The sequence below is a fragment of the Ancylobacter aquaticus genome (genome assembly GCF_004339465.1).
GTDB lineage: Bacteria > Pseudomonadota > Alphaproteobacteria > Rhizobiales > Xanthobacteraceae > Ancylobacter > Ancylobacter aquaticus.
In genome coordinates this window covers 1-18,358 of record NZ_SMFY01000001.1, presented here as the reverse complement: position 1 = coordinate 18,358, position 18,358 = coordinate 1, and the positions used below count along the sequence as shown (strand labels likewise).

Sequence of the window (18,358 nt, the reverse complement as noted above, 5' to 3'; positions counted from 1 at the left end):
GATGGCGCCGGACTAGGCACCAACTCGGGTTCCCGGTCAACCTTTTCGCTGCATTGCGGGGAAGCGCAGGCCCCGGACCGGCAATGCGGCGCTTTTCCCCCACGCTCACATTCCCGCGCGGGCACGATTGGCGTATCGAGGGCGGCGGGATCACGAGGAGGGAACGATGGAGCCGGACCGGACCGATGACGTCACTGCGCACGACGTCACCGCGCGTCTCGCGCAGGTGCGCGAACGCATCGCGCAGGCCTGCCGCGACAGCGAGCGCGATCCTGCCTCGGTCCAGCTGATCGCGGTCTCAAAAACATTCGGGCCGGAGCACATCGCCCCGGTCATCGACGCCGGCCAGAGGCTGTTCGGCGAGAACCGGGTTCAGGAATCGGCGGCGAAATGGCCGGCGCTGCGCGCTTCCCATCCCGATCTTGAACTCCATCTGATCGGCCCGCTGCAGACCAACAAGGTGCGTGAGGCGCTTGCCTTGTTCGATGTCATCCAGACGCTGGACCGCCCCTCGCTCGCCGCGGCGCTGGCGAAGGAGCTGCGGCGCGAGGGCGCCCCGCCGGCGCCGCGCCTGCTGGTCCAGGTCAATACCGGGGAGGAGCCGCAGAAGGCGGGCGTTGCGCCAGGCGAGATCGACGCCTTCCTCGGTACGTGCCGCGAGGTCCACGGGCTGGCGATCGAGGGGCTGATGTGCATCCCCCCCGCCGACGAGCCGGCCGCGCCGCATTTCGCCCTGCTGGCCAAGATCGCCGCCCGCCATGGGCTGAAAACCCTCTCCATGGGCATGAGCGGCGATTTCGAGACCGCCATCACGCTGGGGGCGACCCATGTGCGGGTCGGCAGCGCCATTTTCGGCGGCCGCTAGAGCATTTTCCGCGAAAGTTGACAGACTTCGCGACAAGGAATGCTCCAGCTTATTGATTAAAGAGCACTTTCTCCTCGATCAGGTGATTCGATCTGATCGGAACGGGCTCTAGGCACCGCTCGCGGCCAGCCGACGCCGGCGCCGGTGCACCAGCGCCCGTCCCATCTCGATGCCGGGCTTCTCGATCGCGATGAAGCTCAGCCACGCCAGCGGCACCGTCAGCACGCACACTGCGAGGATGAAGGCCACGCCGTCGACATAGGGGTGAACGATCCCCATGACGATGGGATGCAGCAGATAGACCGAAAAGCTGATCCGGCCGAGCAGCAGCAGAAACTGCTCGAACCGGGAGCCCGGCGACGACAAACGGACGCGAAACAGCGCGACGAAGAACACAAGCGGGGCCAGCACCCAGGGCAGGACGGCGTGGTGAAGCTGGATGGCCGGGTGGGAGAAATGCCCGAAGGCCACCCAGTTCGCCACCAGCATGAGCGCCATGAAAACGGCGCCCGACAGGAGAATCTCGCGGCGCCCGATCTCCCCTCCGGCAAATCGGTAGCACTGCATGCCGATGACGGCGGCGTAGAGCATGCCGATCCTGCCGAAGGGCAGGCGGATCTCCAGCAGCAGCGAGAACACAATTAACACGACCATGCCGAGGGGATAGGCAAGGCTCAGAAGCCGCAGGCCCCGGCGCCCCAGCAGGAAGAAGCTGAGCCCGAACAGGCCATACCAGGCGAACTCGATGGGCAGCGTCCAGGTGACGCCGAGCAGGGCGGGAACCCTGGCGAAATCCTGCAACAGAAGCAGGTTCATCAGCCAAACATAAAAGGAGCTCGACGCGGCGGACGGGATGACGCCGAGCATCATCAGCGTCGCCAGCAGGGCAAAGGCGAACAGGGTGAGCGGATAGATACGGAACACCCGCCGCAGCGCGAAGGCCTGCCAGTCGGAGGCTCCCCGGACGGAGAGCGGAATGACGAAGCCGCTGATCAGGAAGAACAGCACGACGCCGAACACGCCGGGCGCCAGTTCCAGCAGGTACCACAGCCCCGGCAGGCCCGAGGATTCCGCCACGTGCTGTACGACGACGGCGGTTGCCGCGATGCCGCGCAGCACGTCGACGATTTCGATGCGGACCTCGCGCCGGTCGGCGGTTTCACTGCGTTCCTGCGCGCTCAATTCCTCGTGCCCCCGCCCCGCGCGATCCGCTTCCCGAACCGACGGTCGCCGCGCCTTCATTGTGCCTCGACCCGCGAGGCGGCGCCACGCCGAACTGTGCGGGGTGGCGACATTTTGCCGGCCCGGGCCTTGCGCCTTCAGCCGATGTTTTCGCGCACCGCCGGGGCCGCTGCCAGGTCGAGAAAGGCCTCTGCCGCCTTGGTGGCGTAGCGTTCGCGATGGCGCAGCGACAGAAAAGGGCGCGACGGCAGGGGGTAGTCGATCAGCGCCATCGTGCCGGCCCTGATGGAGCCCTCGACCACCCGGCGGGAGATCACCGTGACGCCGCTTCCCGCTTCCACCGCCGCCCGGACCGCCTCGTTGGAAGGGTATTCCAGCACGACACGCAGCGCGCCGTGCGCGATGCCCGCCGCCTGGAGATAGGATTCAAAAATGGCGCGCGTGCCCGAGCCCGGCTCGCGAAGCACCCAGGGGCCTTCCGCCAGCTCGGCCGTGGAGGTGGGAGGGCGCCAGTGCCAGGGATGCGTCACGGGCGCCACCAGCACCATCTCGTCGGCGGCGACCGGCGCCGCCACCAGAACGGGCGCCTCGACATCACCCTCGATGAAGCCGAGATCAGCGGCGCCTTCCTGCACAAGAGCGGCGACGAAGTCCGTATTGCCGATGACGAGGCTGACCGCCACGCCGGGGTAGCGTCCGCGATAGCGCTCGATCAGCGGCGGCAGCCAGTAATTGGCCACCGTCTGGCTTCCGGCCAGTGCCAGCGCTCCATGCACCAGCCCGGCGAGATCGGCCAGCACCTTCTCGGCGGCGCTGGCGCGGGCGAGCACGGCGCGCGCCTCAGGCAGGAACAGCCGCCCCGCCTCAGTGAGCACGATGCCCCGGCCGACGCGGTCGAACAGGCGTGTCGCGTGGCGCGCCTCCAGCGCCGCGACTGCGGCACTGGTCGCCGAGGGGGTGAGGTGGATATCCCTCGCCGCCTGCGTGATGTGCTCGCGCTCGGCTACCGCAACGAAGATGCGCAGCTGCTCCAGGGTCATCCACCGTCGTCCTCGGCCTTGCTCAGGCGAACATCTTTACCAGAGCGAGGCTGAACAGGGCGATGAAGACGAACGCGGCGAAGCCGAGAAGAAACGGTCGCAGCCCCTTGGCGCGCAGCTTGGCGATGTCGGTTTCTAGCCCCATCGCCGCCAGCGCCATGGAGAGCATGAAGGTCGTTGCCAGCACCAGCGCCGCCTTCACCTCGGTGGGCAGGGTGATGAGGCTGTTCAACCCCACCATGGCGAGGAAGCCGAGCACGAACCAGGGCATGGGTGGGCGGGCGCGGCCGGAATCGCGGCCGTTCCGGCGGGCATGGCGGGCCGCCATCAGGCCAAGCCCGATCACCATCGGCGCCAGCATCATCACCCGCGAGAGCTTGGCGATGGTGCCGAATTCGCCGGCTGCCGGCCCGCCCTGATAGGCGGCGGCCACCACTTGGGCGATTTCGTGGATCGAGGCGCCGGCCCATAGCCCATAGGCATGCGGCGAGAGGCCGAGCACCACGGGGAGCAGCGGATAGAGGAACATCGCCACCGAGCCGAAGACGGTGACGCAGGCCACCGCGTAGGCGACATCTTCGTCCGGCGCGCGCGTTACCGTATTGGTGGCTATCACCGCCGAGGCGCCGCAGATCGAGGTGCCGGCGGCGATGAGCTGGGCAAGCCCCCGCTCCACCCCCATCAGCCGGCCGAGCCAGGTGGTGAACAGGAAGGTCGATACCAGTGCCAGGGCGATCACCGCGAGGCCGGCGGCGCCCACTTCGGCGATCTGCGCGGCGGTGAGCTGCAGCCCCAGCAGCACGATGGCCGCGCGCAGGATGCGCCGCATGGCGAAGGCGACGCCGGGCTTGGCGCGCACCGGCGTGCCGATGAGGTTGTGGAAGCCGATGCCGATCATGATGGCGAGGATCATCGGGCTCAGCACGCCGACCATGGGCAGCTGGCGCAGGGCGAAGGCGAGCCCGGCAATGCCGGCCGTCAGCGCGAGGCCCGGCAGGATCGCGCCATGGCGGACCCAAGCCGGCCGGGGCGCCTCGGCGGTGTCGATATGCGCGACCATGTTGCGTCTCCCCTCGCGACAAATCTTGTAATCGCAGGGGATGATCGTTCGATCCAGCGTATTATATCGCATAAATCGTTCGATATAATTGGATGGTGGGACTTTCCCGGCGGGCCGTGCTCGACCCGGCCACCCCAGCCTTCAGGCCAGGAGGACGTAGGGAGGCTGGGTCCCCCGATCAAACGCGGGGATGAGGGCGTGGGCCAGATGAAGATTCTGCGGAGAGGGCCGGCCGGGCTGTTGATGCCGGGGCGGAGAAATGGTGCCGCTTGTCAGACTCGAACTGACGACCTCCGCATTACGAATGCGATGCTCTACCAACTGAGCTAAAGCGGCACGCGCGGCTCTGATAGCTGCGAAGCGCGGCTTTTTCAAGCGGCGCGGCGAGCGGATGCGCGCGCAGGGCCGGCGAAAATGAGTCAGCCCGTCCCGCACGACGGGCGCTCATGCCCTGAGACGGGTCGCGCTCAGCCCCAGGGTCCCCGGCGCGGCCCCTTGGCCCGCCCCCACACATTGCCGGAGGGGCGCGCTTCGGCTGCCGGGGCGTGCCGGCCGGCGGCGGGCGAAGCCGGAGCATAACCGCTCGCGTCCATCTGCTGCGCCAGCGCCTGGAGCGCGGCGATGCGGTTCTCGGTGGCGGGGTGAGTGGAGAACAGGCTGTCCATCCGCTCGCCCGACAGCGGGTTGATGATGAACATGTGGGCGGTGGCCGGGTTGTGCTCGGCCGGCATGTTCGGCACCTGGTGCGCGGCATTGGAAATCTTCGCCAGCGCCGAGGCCAGCCACATCGGTTGGCCGCAGATCTGGGCGCCCAGCTTGTCGGCCTCATATTCGCGCGAGCGCGACACCGCCATCTGCACCACCATGGCGGCGAGCGGGGCGAGGATCATCATGGCGATGGTGCCGATGATGCCGAAGCCGCTGTTGTTGTTGCGGTTTCCGCCGAAGATCATGGCGAAGTTCGCCAGCATCGAAATGGCGCCCGCCAGCGTGGCGGTGATTGTCATGGTCAGCGTGTCGTAGTTCTTCACATGCGCCAGTTCATGCGCCATGACGCCGGCGACTTCCTCGCGCGACAGCGAATTGAGCAGTCCCGTGGTGGCGGCCACGGCCGCATTTTGCGGGTTGCGGCCGGTGGCGAAGGCATTGGGCTGCGGGTTGTCCATGATGTAGACGCGCGGCATGGGCAGCTGCGCCCGGGCGGCGAGCTCTTCCACCATCCCGTAATAATCCGGCGCGCTGGCACGGTCGACCTCGCGGGCGCCGTACATGGACAGCACCATGCGGTCGGAATTCCAGTAGCTGAACACATTCATGCCGGCCGCGACCAGCAGCGCGATCATCATGCCGCCCTGGCCGCCGATCATGAAGCCGACGCCCATGAACAGCGCCGTCATGCCCGCGAGCAGGATCGCCGTACGGAAATAGTTCATCTGTCCCTCGTCACGCGCCGCACCTTACGGCAGGTCCGGCATGGAAATGGGAAGCGCCGCCCGGCCGCGCAAGATTGCGCTCGCGGCGCGCTGGCGGGGCGGCGAGGGCGGTGGCTTGCGCGGGAGGCTTGACGCGGGCGCGCAGCGGGTGGTTCCAATGGCGCATGAGCCAGAGCGATCCCCGCGTGCCCGCCGATCCGACCGTTTCCCTCGCGGGCCCGTCCGGCCCCAGCGATGCACCGGCCCCGCACCGGCCGCTCTCTCCAGCCGCCGAGCGGGCGCTGGCCGAGGCCGCCGCCCGTCGCGCCGCCGCCGCCCCGCTTGCCTCCCCGAAGGAGATCGACGGCCGCAACGGACCTGAGCCGGTGCGCTATGGCGACTGGGAAGTGAAGGGAATCGCGACCGATTTCTGAGGGGTCAATCTCGTAGCGCCTACTCGTCAGGCCCGCCGGGCCGGTCGCGGCGCAGCGATTTGACGCCGGCGCGCTTGGCCTTGCCCTCCAGCCGGCGGATCTTCGAGCCCAATGTCGGGCGGGTCGGGCGCCGGGTGATCGGCACGATCGCCGCCTCGCGCACCAGCTCCACCAGCCGGGCCAGCGCATCGGCGCGATTCTGCTCCTGCGTCCGGTAGCGCTGGGCCACTAGGACGAGCACGCCATCCTTGGTAAGGCGCCGCCCCGCGAGCCGGGACAGGCGCTCCTTGACGTGATCGGCCAGGGTCTTGGAGCCGCGCACGTCGAAGCGCAGCTGCACCGCGCTCGACACTTTATTGACGTTCTGGCCGCCGGGACCGGAGGCCCGGACGAAGGTTTCCTCGATCTCGTCCTCGTCCAGCCAAATCCGTGGCGTGACCGGAATCATGGCCGCCGCGCGTCCTCGATCGCCTCCAGCCGCTCGCGCACCCGGTCGAGATCGGCCAGCGTCGCCGACACCCGCTCGCTCAGCCGCTGCGTCAGCTCGCGGGCGGCGTCGGGGTAGCTTTCCAGCGTGCGCAGGAACACGTTGCGGGGGATGCGCAGGACCTCCGCCGGCTCCAGCGCGGTGGCGGTGGCGGGCCGCCGCGTCTCGGTCAGCAGCGCCATCTCGCCGATCAGCGCCCCTTCGCCGACGCGGGCGCTCTGGCCCGGCCGCGCCGCCAGGTGCGGGTCGTCCGGCGCGACCCGCAGGCTGCCGTCCTGCACCACATAGGCGCAATCGGCCGGCTCCCCCTCGTGGAAAAGCACCTGCCCACGCGCCAGCGCGAAATGCTCGACGCTGATGGCGATAACGCGCAAAGCCTCACGCCCCATCAATGCGAGCGTCGGCACACGTTCCAGAAAGGCGATGTCGTCCTCGATGGACATTCGGCGGGCGAAACTCCAAGGCAGGACGAATCAATCGGCCTGTCAGGGCAGCAATTTGTACCCCCCAGCCTCGGTGGCAAGCAGGCTGGGGTGGGACGGGTCCTTCTCAATCTTCTGGCGCAGGCGATATATATGCGTCTCAAGGGTATGAGTCGTCACGCCCGAATTATAGCCCCAGACTTCCTGCAGCAGTATTTCGCGCGCCACCGGCTTTTTTCCAGCCCGGTAGAGGTAGCGAAGTATGGCCGTTTCCTTCTCGGTGAGGCGAATCTTGGAGTTGCGTTCTGTCACCAGCATCTTGGCACCGGGCCGGAACGTATAGGGGCCGATGGTGAAGACCGCATCCTCGCTCGCCTCATGCGAGCGCATCTGTGCCCGGATGCGGGCGAGCAGCACGGCGAAGCGGAAGGGCTTGGCGACATAGTCATTGGCGCCGGCTTCCAGCCCCATGATCGTGTCGCTGTCGGTATCGTGGCCGGTAAGCATGATGACCGGCGCCTTGAAGCCGTTCTGCCGCATCACGCGCACCGCCTCGCGACCGTCCTTGTCCGGAAGGCCGACATCCATCAGCATGAGATCGACCCGCGTCGTCTCCACCTCGCTGATGGCGGCCGTCGCGCTGTCGACGGAAACCACCTCGAACTCGTCATAGAGCGAGAGCTGCTCGACCAGCGCCTCGCGCAGATCCTTGTCGTCGTCGACCACCAAAACTCGCAGAGCGTTCGCCATATCGCTTTCCCGAATATCTGCGTTCCCGAGTGGCCGCTGGCCGAAGCCCTTGTTCATGGCGCCTCGCGCGTCCACTCTCACGCAAGGCTGGAGTGAAATGCCGTATGTCCCGAGTAGGCAGGCGAAGGGCATTCGGCAAGCGTTGCGCCCTTGCGAGACGAAGGTGCTGCCGCTTCGTGACGTGATCGTGAACGGAAATGGCGTGAAGAAGAAGACCCTTCGTACAGAAACGCACGGGAAATCACGCTTTGCCTCCCGCCTTCGAGTCGTCCTGCGCCCGGCCGGTCAGGCCCGCCAGCATGGATGGCTCATACTCGATGGCCGCGCGGTTCCCGTCGCGCTGGGGCGGGCCGGCATCCGCGCGGACAAACGCGAGGGCGACGGCGCCACGCCGAGGGGAATCTGGCATGCGCGCGAGGTTCGCTACCGGGCCGATCGCGTTCCGCGCCCCATTACCGGCCTGCCCGCGCTGCGTACCCGTCGTGGGGACGGCTGGTGCGACGATCCCCGCGACGGCCGTTACAATTGCCTGGTAAGGCTGCCGGTGGGTGCCTCGCACGAGGAGATGTGGCGAGAAGACGGGCTTTACGATCTGGTCGTGGTGCTTGACTACAATAGCTGCCCCCGCCGTGCCTGGCGCGGTTCCGCCGTTTTTATGCACATCGCCCGGGGCGCCTTCGAGCCGACGGCGGGCTGCGTCGCCTTCCGCCCGGCTGATCTGCGCCGGCTGCTGGCGCGCCTCAACCAAGCGACGGTCATCGAGATCATCTAGTGTGCCGAGCGCGACATTCGGACCCCGATGTCGCGACGCTATCGGCCCACGAACTGAACGGCCGCGACGGAAACACATCCGGTCGCGGCCGCCTTTCGCGCAAATCTGGCTAGATCAGGTCCTAGCGGTAGACATACCAGCAACGGCGCACCGGCCGGCCCCAGCGGTCACGACGCACGGCGCACACCCGTCTGCGCCGACGCCGACGGTGGCGGCGTCCCGGTCGCGGACCGGGAGGTCCCCATTGGGTGGTCTCGACCTCAGTCCCGTCCGGCGTATGGCCGGCGGTTTCGGCGTCGGCAGCGTCGATATCGGGGAGCCCTTCAGGGGCGACACCCTTGATCTGGCCCAGTACCGTCGCCTGAGCCGGCGAGAGCAGCGCGCCCACAGCGCTGGCGCCCGCCAAAACGCTGGCGAGACCGAGCAGGAAGCCTCGTCTGTGCATTTCGTCCTCCACTATCTCCACCCGGACGCCGAGACGGGCTCTGGGCTCGACTCAACGCGGTAACGGTGGATTGGTTCGCCAACCGTTTTCACGGTGCGACACAATCGAGGCTTCGCGGTGGCAAGGCCGGCGAACACGGGCCCCGAACCTCCCGCTTTGCCGTATCGTTTCCCTTGCCGTTTCCCTTGCCGCGCGCCATGGCGCGCGCGATAGTCACGCCAGCGAATCGCAGAGGTCGGACATGAAAGTCTTCGGCATGAAAGTCTTGGACACGCAGGTGCTGAACATGAAGGTGTTGGGCACCAATGTCCTGGGATGGACGATGCGGCTGGCGCTGGCCATCGCCATCGCCCTGCCTCTGCTGGCGGTGAGCCCGCCCGCCCAGGCAAGCAATTCGACCGGGGCGCTGATCGGCGGTCTGGTGGCCGGAGCACTCATCGGCTCGGTGGTGACGTCCGCCGCGAACCAGCCGAAAACCTATTATTACGCGCCGCCTCCGCCGCCCCCGCCGGCCTATTACCCGCCCCCGCCGCGTCCTGCCTACGGCCCGGGCTATTGTGGCGCGCCGCCTTATCCGCCGTGCCGCACGCCGGTCTATTGAGACGCATCGTTCCGTTCCTTCCGGACACGCACAGGGCACTCCCATGCTGAAGACGGCCGCTACCGCGCTTTGCCTGATCCTCGGCCTCGCCGCCGCGCAGGCACAGGATTCCTCCGGCGCGGCCTCCGGGCCTTCCGCCGCCGTGCCGCCGCCCGCCCCGGCGGTGGACACGCTGCCCGCTCCGATTACCTGTTCCTTCGAGAAGGTGTTCGTCTGCGAAGCCTCTGGCTGCGCGCCCTCGACGGAACTTGGCACGATCGACCTGCCGGCGCGTTTCCTCATCCATTTCGGCGAGCAGATCATCGCCAGCGTGTCGGACGACAACGTGCCGCATATCAGCTCGATCCAGAGCGTGATCGGCGATGGCGACACGCTGATCCTCGACGGCAATGACAACATGGCCGCCTGGGCGATCGAGCTCTCGCCGTCCAAGCCCGAGGCGACGCTGACCACGCTGGCCGGCGGCAAGGTGCTGACCGCCTTCGGCACCTGCAAGCCGGCCGAGTGAACCGGGCGGCTGCATTCCATCGGGCGCACCCGTGACGTTGATCGCCACGGGTCCGTTCCGAGGATAAACTTCCGGCTTCATGCGCCGGCTTTTCACTTGGCGGGGCGATTCATTTCGTTATAGAGAACCGCACCGTGCGGGCGTGGCGGAATGGTAGACGCGACGGACTCAAAATCCGTTTCTGGTGACAGAGTGTCGGTTCGAGTCCGACCGCCCGCACCAGCCCCGATCTCCGAACACGAAGCCTCCGGACGATGACGCCCCGCCTTCGGGGCGCCGGGGCCGCTCAGCTGAGATAACCCTTGTCCAGCAGAAACGCGAAGATGTGCTCGGCCGCCGCCTCTGCGGCGAGGGCGCCGCTTTCTATCGTGATCTCCGGGTCGAGCGGGGGCTCGTAGGGGCTGTCGATCCCGGTGAAGTTCTGGATCAGCCCGGCGCGGGCCCGCTTGTACAGCCCCTTCACGTCGCGCTCCTCGGCCACCTCCAGCGGGGTGTCGACGAAGATTTCGACGAACTCGCCCGTTTCCAGCCGTTCGCGCGCCATCTGTCGCTCGGCCCGGAACGGCGAGATGAAGGACACGAGAACGATCAGCCCCGCATCCACCATCAGCCCGGCCACCTCGGCCACACGGCGGATGTTCTCCACGCGGTCGGCATCGGTGAAGCCGAGATCCTTGTTCAGGCCGTGGCGGACATTGTCGCCGTCGAGCAGGTAGGTGTGCCGGCCCAGCGCGTTGAGGCGCTTCTCGACGAGGTTGGCAATGGTGGACTTGCCCGCGCCCGACAGGCCCGTGAACCACAGGACGGCCGGCTTTTGCAGCTTCAGCCCGGACCGGCTGGCCTTGGAGACGTCGAGCGCCTGCCAATGCACATTGGTCGCCCGCCGCAGGCCGAAATCGACCATGCCGGCACCCACCGTCTGGTTGGTCATGCGGTCGATGACGATGAAGGCGCCGGTCTGGGGAATTTCGGTAAAGCGATCCAGGGCGATGGGGTCGTGGGTGGCGATGTTGACCACCGCCACATCGTTCAGCGCCAGCGTCTTGGCGGCGAGCTTCTGGAAGCTGTTCACGTCGATGCGGTGCTTGATCTCCGTCACCGACATGACGACGGTGCGCGTTCCGATCTTCATCAGATAGGGGCGGCCGGGCAGGAGCGAATCCTCGTGCATCCAGATGAGGTGCGCGGCGAACTGGTCGGAAACATCCGGCCGCGCGTCCGCCGCCGCGATCACGTCGCCACGGGAGGCGTCGATCTCGTCCTCCAGGGTAAGGGTCACGGCCTGGCCCGCACCGGCGTGCGGCAGCTCGCCATCGGCGGTGACGATCGAGGCGACCCGCGAGGTCGCCCCCGAGCCCGCGATGACCACCGTCTCGCCGACCCGCACCGTGCCGGAGGCCACCGTGCCGGAGAAGCCACGGAAATTCAGGTTGGGACGGTTGACCCATTGCACCGGCAGGCGGAACGGGCGCGTCATTGCCCCGCTTTCCACCTCCAGCGTGTCGAGATGGTCCAGCAGGGAAGGGCCGTCATACCAGGGCGTGTTGGCGCTGCGGCCAATGACATTGTCGCCGTGGCGGGCGGAGATTGGAATCGGCACGAGGGTCCGGAAACCAAACTCCGCGGCGAAGGCGCGATAGTCGGCAACGATCTGGTCGAACACGGACTGGGAATAGTCCATCAGGTCGATCTTGTTCACCGCCAGCACCACGTCCTTCAGCCCCAGCAGCGAGACGATGAAGGAATGGCGCCGGGTCTGGGTGAGAATGCCCTTGCGGGCATCGACCAGGATCACCGCCACGTCGGAATTGGAGGCGCCGGTCGCCATGTTGCGGGTGTACTGCTCATGGCCGGGCGTGTCGGCCACGATGAATTTGCGCCGCTCGGTGGCGAAGAAGCGATAGGCGACGTCGATGGTGATGCCCTGTTCGCGCTCGGCGGCCAGCCCGTCGACCAGCAGCGCAAAGTCGAGGTCGTCGCCGGCGGTGCCGTGCTTGCGCGAATCGGCGGCCAGTGTCGCCAGCTGGTCCTCGAACAGTAGCTTGGTGTCGTAGAGCAGCCGGCCGATAAGCGTGGATTTTCCGTCATCCACGCTGCCGCAGGTCAGGAAGCGCAGCAGGCCCTTGGCCTCGTGGCGGGCGAGATAATCGGCGGTGCTGACGGGGGCGATCGCCTCGTTCATCAGAAATACCCCTCGCGCTTCTTCTTTTCCATCGAGGCGGCCTCGTCATGGTCGATGAGGCGGCCTGCGCGCTCCGACGTGCGTGCCAGAAGCATTTCGCCGACAATGGCTTCCAGCGTGTCGGCGTCGCTCTCGATGGCGGCGGTGAGCGGATAGCAGCCCAGCGTGCGGAAGCGCACCCGCTTCATCTGAGGGACCTCGCCGGGCGCCAGCGGCAGGCGGGCATCGTCCACCATGATCAGCTGGCCGTCGCGCTCCACCACCGGCCGATCGGCGGCGAGGTAGAGCGGCACGATCGGGATGTTCTCGGCGAGGATATATTGCCAGATGTCGAGCTCGGTCCAGTTGGAGAGCGGAAACACCCGGATCGATTCGCCCGGCCGGACGCGGGCATTGTAGAGGTTCCAAAGCTCGGGCCGCTGGCTCTTCGGGTCCCAGCCATGATTGGCGGTGCGGAAGGAAAACACGCGCTCCTTGGCCCGGCTCTTCTCTTCATCGCGCCGCGCACCGCCAAAGGCGGCATCGAACCCGTGCAGCGTCAGCGCTTCCTTGAGGGCCTCGGTTTTCATTACATGAGTGTAGAGCGACGAGCCGTGGTCGAACGGGTTGATGCCTTTTGCGAGGCCGTCCTGGTTCGTATGAACGAGAAGCTTGAAACCGAGCCGTGCCGCCATGGCGTCGCGAAAGGCGATCATCTCGCGGAATTTCCACGTGGTATCTATGTGCATCAGCGGAAAGGGCGGGGGCGCGGGATAGAACGCCTTGGCCGCGAGATGCAGCATGACGGCGGAGTCCTTGCCGATCGAATACAGCATCACCGGGTTGCGGAACTCCGCAGCCACCTCCCGCATGATGAAGATGGATTCCGCTTCCAGACGCCTCAGGTGCGTCATCCGTTCTGACGACATCAAACCCGCCTATCTCTTGAGACTTCCGCTGCCCGGTGCGGTGTTTGGATGACGATTCTTCCCTCACGGCGCGCCGGCGGGGTCGCGCCCCTCCGGCGACGGGAACGTTGCCTGCGCTGCATCTCGCAGCAAGGCGCAGAACACGTGCCGGATGATCGTGCCGAGACAAATCTCACGCGACCGTTCCTAGACCGGCGGAGGGGCAGGGTCAATATCTCACAGGCAACAACTGGTAAGGCCAAAAAATCCCAGAAAAATGTCGTGATGAAATATTTTTCCCAGAATGCCTTTGCCCTATTCGCCCGGCGCCCGTCCACAGGGAGAGCCAATGTGTTCTCTGCGGCAGCGCGTCAGCTCGGTGCGGTCCAGCCGCCGAGCCGGGTATAGAGCGCATCGCGCAGCTCTCTTATGTCTCGGTTCATGGCGCCGAGATGGGCCGGGCTCTGCCCGGAGGCGCCGAGCAGCGCATCGCCAAGGCAGCCCGCCTGCGCCTTCAGCGCGCGCCCCTTATCGGTGAGGGCGACGACGACCTGGCGTTCATTGTCGGGGTTGCGCGTCCGGTGCAGGTGCCCGGCCGCTTCGAGCCGCTTGAGCAAGGGCGTCAGCGTGCTCGATTCCAGCGCCAGCTTCTCGGCGATGCCGCCCACCGTCAGCCCGTCCTCCCGCCAGAGCACGTTGAGCACGAGATATTGCGGATAGGTCAGGCCGAGTTGGTCGAGCAGGGGCTTGTAGACGCGCTGGATCGCCATAGCAGCGGAATAGATGGTGTAGCAGAGCTGGTCGTCCAGCGGCACGGGCGGGTTGGCTTTCACGGTCATCATGGGCTCCTTTGCCACCTCATATAGCCGCACGGGCGCAAAAAAGAATATCGCGATAACGAATATGCTGGACAGGCGTGCGGGGATCAACTACCTAACCGATATTGCGATAACAGTTATCGCGTATCAGACACGGAGCAAGACGATGAACACCAAGACCCGCAGCCTCCTGGCCACAGTGGCCGCCGCCGCCAGCCTGTCCTCCGCCGCCGTTTCGCTCGCCGCCGAGGGGATTCCGGCGTCGCAGCCGGTCCGCAATGTGGTGCTTGTGCACGGCGCCTTCGCCGACGGTTCCGGCTGGCGCGGCGTGTATGACCAGCTGACGCAACGCGGCTACCGCGTCACCATCGTGCAGAACCCGCTCACCTCGCTGGAGGATGATGTCGCCGCCACGAAGCGCGCGCTGGCCCGGCAGGACGGCCCGACGATTCTGGTCGGCCACAGCTGGGGCGGCACGGTCATCACTGAAGCTGGCGTCGACCCCAAGGTGGCGGGCCTCGTCTATGTCTCCGCCCTTTCCCCTGACGCCGGCGAAACCACGGCCCAGCAATATGAGGGCTTCGTCACCCCGCCCGAATTTGTTCTCGACATCCATGAAGATGGCTTCGCCTATGTGAAGCCGTCGGACTTCAAGGCGGGCTTCGCTGCCGACACCAGCGACGCCGATGCCGCCTTCATGCGCGATTCGCAGGTGCCGATTGCCATGGCGTCGTTCGGCACTAGGCTGACGCAGGCGGCCTGGCGCAGCAAGCCGAGCTGGGCGGTGATCGCCACCGACGACAAGGCCTTTGATCAGCGCATGCTTCAGCACATGGCCAAGCGCATCGGTGCCGAGGTCACGCAGGTTCCGGCCAGCCACGCCGTATTCATGACCCAGCCCAAGGCCGTCGCCGACGTGATCGACAAGGCCGCGAGGAGTGCCAGCGCCGCCGCCCGGTGAGGTGCCGGCAAGGCGCGGCGCGCGGGCTGCGCCGCGTGGCAAGCGGAAAGAGGCGGCCGGAAAGCGGCGTGTGGAAAGGCTGGCAGGTGGCGTTTTTGGCGTCGCCTGCCGTCGCCGTTTCAGGCCGTCGCGCGAGGGCGGTAACGTAGTGGCCGGCCTTGCGTGGATACTCCCTCCAGTATACTGAAACTCCGAGCCGCGTGCGCACGCGGAACGCGTGGTGCCCGGATGCCTCATTCGCCCGATGACAAGAAGCGTGCCCTGACACGGCTGCGGCGCATCAAGGGCCAGGCCGAAGCGCTGGAGCGCGCGATCGAGGCGGGGTCGGACTGCAACCTGCTGCTCCAGCAGATCTCGGCGCTTCGCGGCGCCGCCGGCGGGCTGATGGCCGAGGTGCTCGACATCCACCTGCGCGAAACCTTCGAGCATGCGAGCGTGGACGCCGCCGCGCCGCCCGCGACCGACGGTCTCGACGCGACCATGAAAATTCTACGCACCTATCTGAAATAGCTGCACCAGATCCAAGAGGGAAAATCCATGAAATCGCGCGCCGCCGTCGCCTGGGAAGCCAAGAAGCCGCTGACCATCGAGACCATCGAGATCGGCGGGCCCCGGCCCGGCGAGGTGCTGGTCGAGATCATGGCGACCGGCGTGTGCCACACGGATGCCTACACGCTGGACGGGCTGGATTCCGAGGGCAAGTTCCCCGCCATTCTCGGCCACGAGGGCGCGGGCATCGTGCGCGAGCTCGGCGCCGGCGTTTCGTCGCTCAAGGTCGGTGATCACGTCATCCCGCTCTACACGCCGGAATGCCGCAGCTGCAAAACCTGCCTGTCGCAGCGCTCGAACCTGTGCACCTCGATCCGCGCCACGCAGGGGCAGGGCCTGATGCCCGACCGCACCTCTCGCTTTTCCTGCGAGGCGGTGGGCGGCCGGGGCAGTGAGATCTTCCACTATATGGGCTGCTCGACCTTCTCCAACTTCACCGTGCTGCCGGAGATCGCGCTCGCCAAGGTGCGCGAGGACGCGCCCTTCGACAAGATCTGCTACATCGGCTGCGGCGTCACCACCGGCATCGGCGCGGTGGTCTATACCGGCAAGGTCTGGCCGGGCGCTAACGTGGTGGTGTTCGGCCTCGGCGGCATCGGCCTCAACGTGATCCAGGGCGCCCGCATGGTCGGCGCCGACAAGATCATCGGCGTCGACATCAACCCGGCCAAGGTCGAGATGGCCAAGAAATTCGGCATGACCGATTTCATCAACCCGCTGGAGGTCGGCAACGACAAGGTGGTGCAGGCGATCCAGGACCTGACCGATGGCGGCGCCGACTTCACCTTCGACTGCACCGGCAATGTGAATGTGATGCGCCAGGCGCTGGAAGCCTGCCATCGCGGCTGGGGCACGTCCATCGTCATCGGCGTGGCGCCGGCCGGGGCGGAAATCGCCACTCGCCCGTTCCAGCTCGTCACCGGGCGCAACTGGCGCGGCTCGGCTTTTGGCGGCGCGCGCGGGCGCACCGACGTGCCGAAGATCGTCGACTGGTACATGGAGGGCAAGATCAACATCGACGACCTGATCACCCACACCATGCCGCTCGACGAAATCAACACCGCCTTCGACCTCATGCATGAGGGCAAGTCGATCCGTTCCGTGGTGATCTACTGATGGGCGCGACGATGGAAACGATCAGCACCGCGAAATCGCATGGCGGCGTGCAGGGCGTCTATCGGCATGATTCGACGGTGACCGGCACGCCGATGACCTTCGCCGTCTTCGTGCCGCCGCAGGCGGTCGAGGGCCCCGTGCCGGTGCTGTGGTATCTGTCGGGACTCACCTGCACCCATGCCAATGTGATGGACAAGGGCGAATACCGCGCCGCCGCTGCCGCCCATGGCGTCATCATCGTGGCGCCGGACACCTCTCCGCGCGGCGCCGAGGTTCCCGACGAGCCGGAGAACTGGCAGTTCGGCTCCGGCGCCGGCTTCTATCTCGACGCCACGCAGGCGCCCTATGCCACGCATTACCGGATGTATTCCTACATTGTCGAGGAACTCACCGCGCTGGTCGCGCAGGAGTTTCCCGCGGATATGAGCCGGCAAGGAATCTTCGGCCATTCGATGGGCGGGCACGGCGCGCTCACCATCGCGCTGAAGCATCCTGACCGCTTCAGGAGCTGCTCGGCTTTCGCGCCCATCGTCCAGCCTTCGACGGCGGACTGGTCGCGGCCGGCGCTGGAAAAATATCTCGGCGCGGATGAGAGCGAGTGGCGGGCCTATGACGCCGTGGCGCTGATCGAGGACGGACGCCGCTTCCCGGAATTCCTGGTCGACCAAGGGTCGGCCGATTCTTTCCTGGAGACTGGCCTGCGGCCGCAGCTTCTGGCGGACGCCTGCAAGGCGGCCGGCATCCCCCTCACGCTCACCCTGCGCGAGGGCTACGACCATTCCTATTTCTTCATCTCCACCTTCATGGCGGACCACATCGCCTGGCACGCGACCCGGCTCCGCCGCTGAAGGGCACCGGCCCGGCGTCACCCCTCGCGCGGGGTGACGCGCCTCGTTCTCAAAAGCGGTAGTTGAGGCCGATCTTGACCGCTTGGAACGCCGCCGAGTTCGAGGCGTCGCGGCCATCGGCGATGGTGGAAGTGCCGATCACGTCCTCATAAACCGGCCGCTCGACCAGATCGCACCACCGACCCCCGAGGAGGCCGCATGCGGTCTGGTTGCGCACCACCCAGGCGGTGCCCACCTGCTTCGAATAGGTCTTAGTCACGCCGGAGCGCGCCTTCCAGAACATGAAGCTCTCGGCATCGAAGCCGGCGAAGGAATACTCGGCCTTGACCGACCACCGGTCGTCGATGGCGTATTCCGCACCGGCGCCGAAGGTGAAGCCGGTCCGAGTCTGTCTGGCCGTTTCGGAGAAGCTGATCTCCGTCCGGGTTCCGCCGGGATTGTTCGCGTCCGCGAAGTTGGAGATGTACTGTGTCCGCTCCTCGGTTTCGCGCAGAAAGGCCACGCCGGCGGTGCCGTAGACAAGCCACTGGTCGGTAAGTGCGTAGCCGGCCTTCGCGCGGATGGTCGTCATCCAGTCGAAAGAATAGTCGGTCTGGGCTTCCTGCATGCGATTGGCGATCAGGGCTGACCCCTCGGTGGCGCCAAGGACACTCGAACTTCCCATGCCGGCATGAAGATAGTCCGCTTCGGCGCCGATCACGAAGCCGTTGGCGAACTGGTAGCTATAGCCGACCTGCCCGCCCCAGATTCCGCCGCTGAAGGTTTCATCAGCTGATTCTGCGAAGGCGCGCGGGGCGTAGCTGCCATCCGCCAGCGTCATAGTGCCGTCGACCGAACCAAAGCCATAGCCGACCGACCCGCCGGCATAGAGGCCGGTCCACCGTTCGCCATTCGCGCGCAGGTGGAAGGGGAGCGGGGCAATCTGCTCTTCGCTCCCGAAGGTGCCCGTGAGCGTCGCCATGAAGGTGCGGCCCGGAGCGGGCATGTCGGTGTTGTTCAGCGCGTCGACATAATAGGTG

The 18,358-nt window shown here is 66.6% G+C and carries 21 protein-coding genes and 2 tRNA genes; 10 read left to right on the top strand and 13 right to left on the bottom strand.

The genetic code is table 11. The annotated features are described in order from the left end of the window. Positions 1 to 166: 166 nt before the first annotated feature. The gene (locus tag EV667_RS00115; RefSeq protein ID WP_131833320.1) at positions 167 to 865 is read left to right on the top strand and encodes a YggS family pyridoxal phosphate-dependent enzyme; all 699 of its coding nucleotides are present in this window, start codon (positions 167 to 169) and stop codon (positions 863 to 865) included. 108 nt (positions 866 to 973) lie between these two features. Here the strand turns inward: EV667_RS00115 and EV667_RS00110 are convergent, their stop codons facing one another. From EV667_RS00110 to htpX, 5 genes are all read right to left on the bottom strand, one after another. After that, positions 974 to 2,047: an acyltransferase family protein gene (locus EV667_RS00110; RefSeq protein WP_165901525.1), complete on the bottom strand. Its 1,074-nt coding sequence runs from the start codon at positions 2,045 to 2,047 to the stop codon at positions 974 to 976. A 137-nt stretch (positions 2,048 to 2,184) separates the two neighbouring features. Further along, complete coding sequence (locus EV667_RS00105; RefSeq protein ID WP_131833318.1) at positions 2,185 to 3,087, bottom strand: LysR family transcriptional regulator; 903 nt, start codon at positions 3,085 to 3,087, stop codon at positions 2,185 to 2,187. 22 nt (positions 3,088 to 3,109) lie between these two features. Further along, a complete protein-coding gene (locus EV667_RS00100; protein ID WP_131833317.1) occupies positions 3,110 to 4,147 on the bottom strand; it encodes a YeiH family protein in 1,038 nt (345 codons plus the stop codon). Positions 4,148 to 4,407: 260 nt separating this feature from the next. Then, a tRNA-Thr gene (locus EV667_RS00095) sits at positions 4,408 to 4,483 on the bottom strand. Positions 4,484 to 4,614: 131 nt separating this feature from the next. Next, positions 4,615 to 5,580: a zinc metalloprotease HtpX gene (gene htpX, locus EV667_RS00090; protein WP_131833316.1), complete on the bottom strand. Its 966-nt coding sequence runs from the start codon at positions 5,578 to 5,580 to the stop codon at positions 4,615 to 4,617. Positions 5,581 to 5,744: 164 nt separating this feature from the next. Between htpX and EV667_RS00085 the strand changes: the two genes are divergently transcribed. Further along, a complete protein-coding gene (locus EV667_RS00085; protein ID WP_131833315.1) occupies positions 5,745 to 5,993 on the top strand; it encodes a DUF1674 domain-containing protein in 249 nt (82 codons plus the stop codon). A 19-nt stretch (positions 5,994 to 6,012) separates the two neighbouring features. On the opposite strand, the gene arfB is transcribed toward EV667_RS00085, so the two are convergent. Genes arfB through EV667_RS00070 form a run of 3 tightly spaced genes read right to left on the bottom strand, consistent with a single transcriptional unit; the run spans position 6,013 to position 7,652 of the window. Continuing rightward, entirely contained in the window at positions 6,013 to 6,441 is a 429-nt protein-coding gene (gene arfB / locus EV667_RS00080; protein ID WP_131833314.1) for an alternative ribosome rescue aminoacyl-tRNA hydrolase ArfB, read from the bottom strand. Continuing rightward, the gene (locus tag EV667_RS00075) at positions 6,438 to 6,923 is read right to left on the bottom strand and encodes a cyclic nucleotide-binding domain-containing protein (RefSeq protein WP_131833313.1); all 486 of its coding nucleotides are present in this window, start codon (positions 6,921 to 6,923) and stop codon (positions 6,438 to 6,440) included. Before EV667_RS00075 ends, arfB begins: the two co-directional genes overlap by 4 nt. 42 nt (positions 6,924 to 6,965) lie before the next feature. Continuing rightward, positions 6,966 to 7,652, bottom strand: a complete 687-nt coding sequence (locus EV667_RS00070) for a response regulator transcription factor (RefSeq protein WP_131833312.1) — start codon at positions 7,650 to 7,652, stop codon at positions 6,966 to 6,968. A 55-nt stretch (positions 7,653 to 7,707) separates the two neighbouring features. On the opposite strand from EV667_RS00070, the gene EV667_RS00065 reads away from it, so the two are divergent. Continuing rightward, a complete protein-coding gene (locus EV667_RS00065; protein ID WP_342636709.1) occupies positions 7,708 to 8,424 on the top strand; it encodes a L,D-transpeptidase family protein in 717 nt (238 codons plus the stop codon). 121 nt (positions 8,425 to 8,545) lie between these two features. Here the strand turns inward: EV667_RS00065 and EV667_RS00060 are convergent, their stop codons facing one another. Next, a complete protein-coding gene (locus EV667_RS00060) occupies positions 8,546 to 8,869 on the bottom strand; it encodes a hypothetical protein (protein WP_131833311.1) in 324 nt (107 codons plus the stop codon). 256 nt (positions 8,870 to 9,125) lie between these two features. On the opposite strand from EV667_RS00060, the gene EV667_RS00055 reads away from it, so the two are divergent. The 3 genes from EV667_RS00055 (at position 9,126) to EV667_RS00045 (ending at position 10,200) form a co-directional block, all read left to right on the top strand. Then, positions 9,126 to 9,470, top strand: a complete 345-nt coding sequence (locus tag EV667_RS00055; RefSeq protein ID WP_245515914.1) for a hypothetical protein — start codon at positions 9,126 to 9,128, stop codon at positions 9,468 to 9,470. A 43-nt stretch (positions 9,471 to 9,513) separates the two neighbouring features. Then, complete coding sequence (locus EV667_RS00050; protein WP_131833310.1) at positions 9,514 to 9,978, top strand: hypothetical protein; 465 nt, start codon at positions 9,514 to 9,516, stop codon at positions 9,976 to 9,978. Positions 9,979 to 10,114: 136 nt separating this feature from the next. Further along, a tRNA-Leu gene (locus tag EV667_RS00045) sits at positions 10,115 to 10,200 on the top strand. A 64-nt stretch (positions 10,201 to 10,264) separates the two neighbouring features. Here the strand turns inward: EV667_RS00045 and cysN are convergent. From cysN to EV667_RS00030, 3 genes are all read right to left on the bottom strand, one after another. Continuing rightward, the gene (gene cysN / locus EV667_RS00040; protein WP_131833309.1) at positions 10,265 to 12,160 is read right to left on the bottom strand and encodes a sulfate adenylyltransferase subunit CysN; all 1,896 of its coding nucleotides are present in this window, start codon (positions 12,158 to 12,160) and stop codon (positions 10,265 to 10,267) included. Then, on the bottom strand, positions 12,160 to 13,068 hold the full coding sequence (cysD, locus tag EV667_RS00035) for a sulfate adenylyltransferase subunit CysD (RefSeq protein WP_245515913.1): 909 nt from the start codon (positions 13,066 to 13,068) through the stop codon (positions 12,160 to 12,162). The genes cysN and cysD overlap by 1 nt, the downstream gene beginning before the upstream one ends. A 350-nt stretch (positions 13,069 to 13,418) precedes the next feature. After that, positions 13,419 to 13,886, bottom strand: coding sequence for a MarR family winged helix-turn-helix transcriptional regulator (locus tag EV667_RS00030; RefSeq protein WP_131833308.1), 468 nt, complete (start codon positions 13,884 to 13,886; stop codon positions 13,419 to 13,421). Between the two features lie 145 nt (positions 13,887 to 14,031). On the opposite strand from EV667_RS00030, the gene EV667_RS00025 reads away from it, so the two are divergent. The 4 genes from EV667_RS00025 to fghA all read left to right on the top strand — a co-directional run bounded on the left by EV667_RS00025 (position 14,032) and on the right by fghA (position 17,339). Next, positions 14,032 to 14,826 (top strand): alpha/beta fold hydrolase, encoded by a 795-nt coding sequence (locus tag EV667_RS00025; protein WP_131833307.1) that lies wholly within the window; start codon positions 14,032 to 14,034, stop codon positions 14,824 to 14,826. A gap of 228 nt (positions 14,827 to 15,054) precedes the next feature. Next, positions 15,055 to 15,336, top strand: coding sequence for a metal-sensing transcriptional repressor (locus tag EV667_RS00020; RefSeq protein WP_131833306.1), 282 nt, complete (start codon positions 15,055 to 15,057; stop codon positions 15,334 to 15,336). Positions 15,337 to 15,363: 27 nt separating this feature from the next. Continuing rightward, the gene (locus EV667_RS00015) at positions 15,364 to 16,491 is read left to right on the top strand and encodes an S-(hydroxymethyl)glutathione dehydrogenase/class III alcohol dehydrogenase (protein ID WP_131833305.1); all 1,128 of its coding nucleotides are present in this window, start codon (positions 15,364 to 15,366) and stop codon (positions 16,489 to 16,491) included. A gap of 11 nt (positions 16,492 to 16,502) precedes the next feature. Beyond that, a complete protein-coding gene (gene fghA, locus EV667_RS00010) occupies positions 16,503 to 17,339 on the top strand; it encodes an S-formylglutathione hydrolase (RefSeq protein ID WP_207907649.1) in 837 nt (278 codons plus the stop codon). A 49-nt stretch (positions 17,340 to 17,388) separates the two neighbouring features. Here the strand turns inward: fghA and EV667_RS00005 are convergent. Further along, positions 17,389 to 18,358, bottom strand: a 970-nt coding sequence (locus tag EV667_RS00005) for an outer membrane protein (RefSeq protein ID WP_131833303.1), incomplete at its 5' end; no start/stop codon positions are given.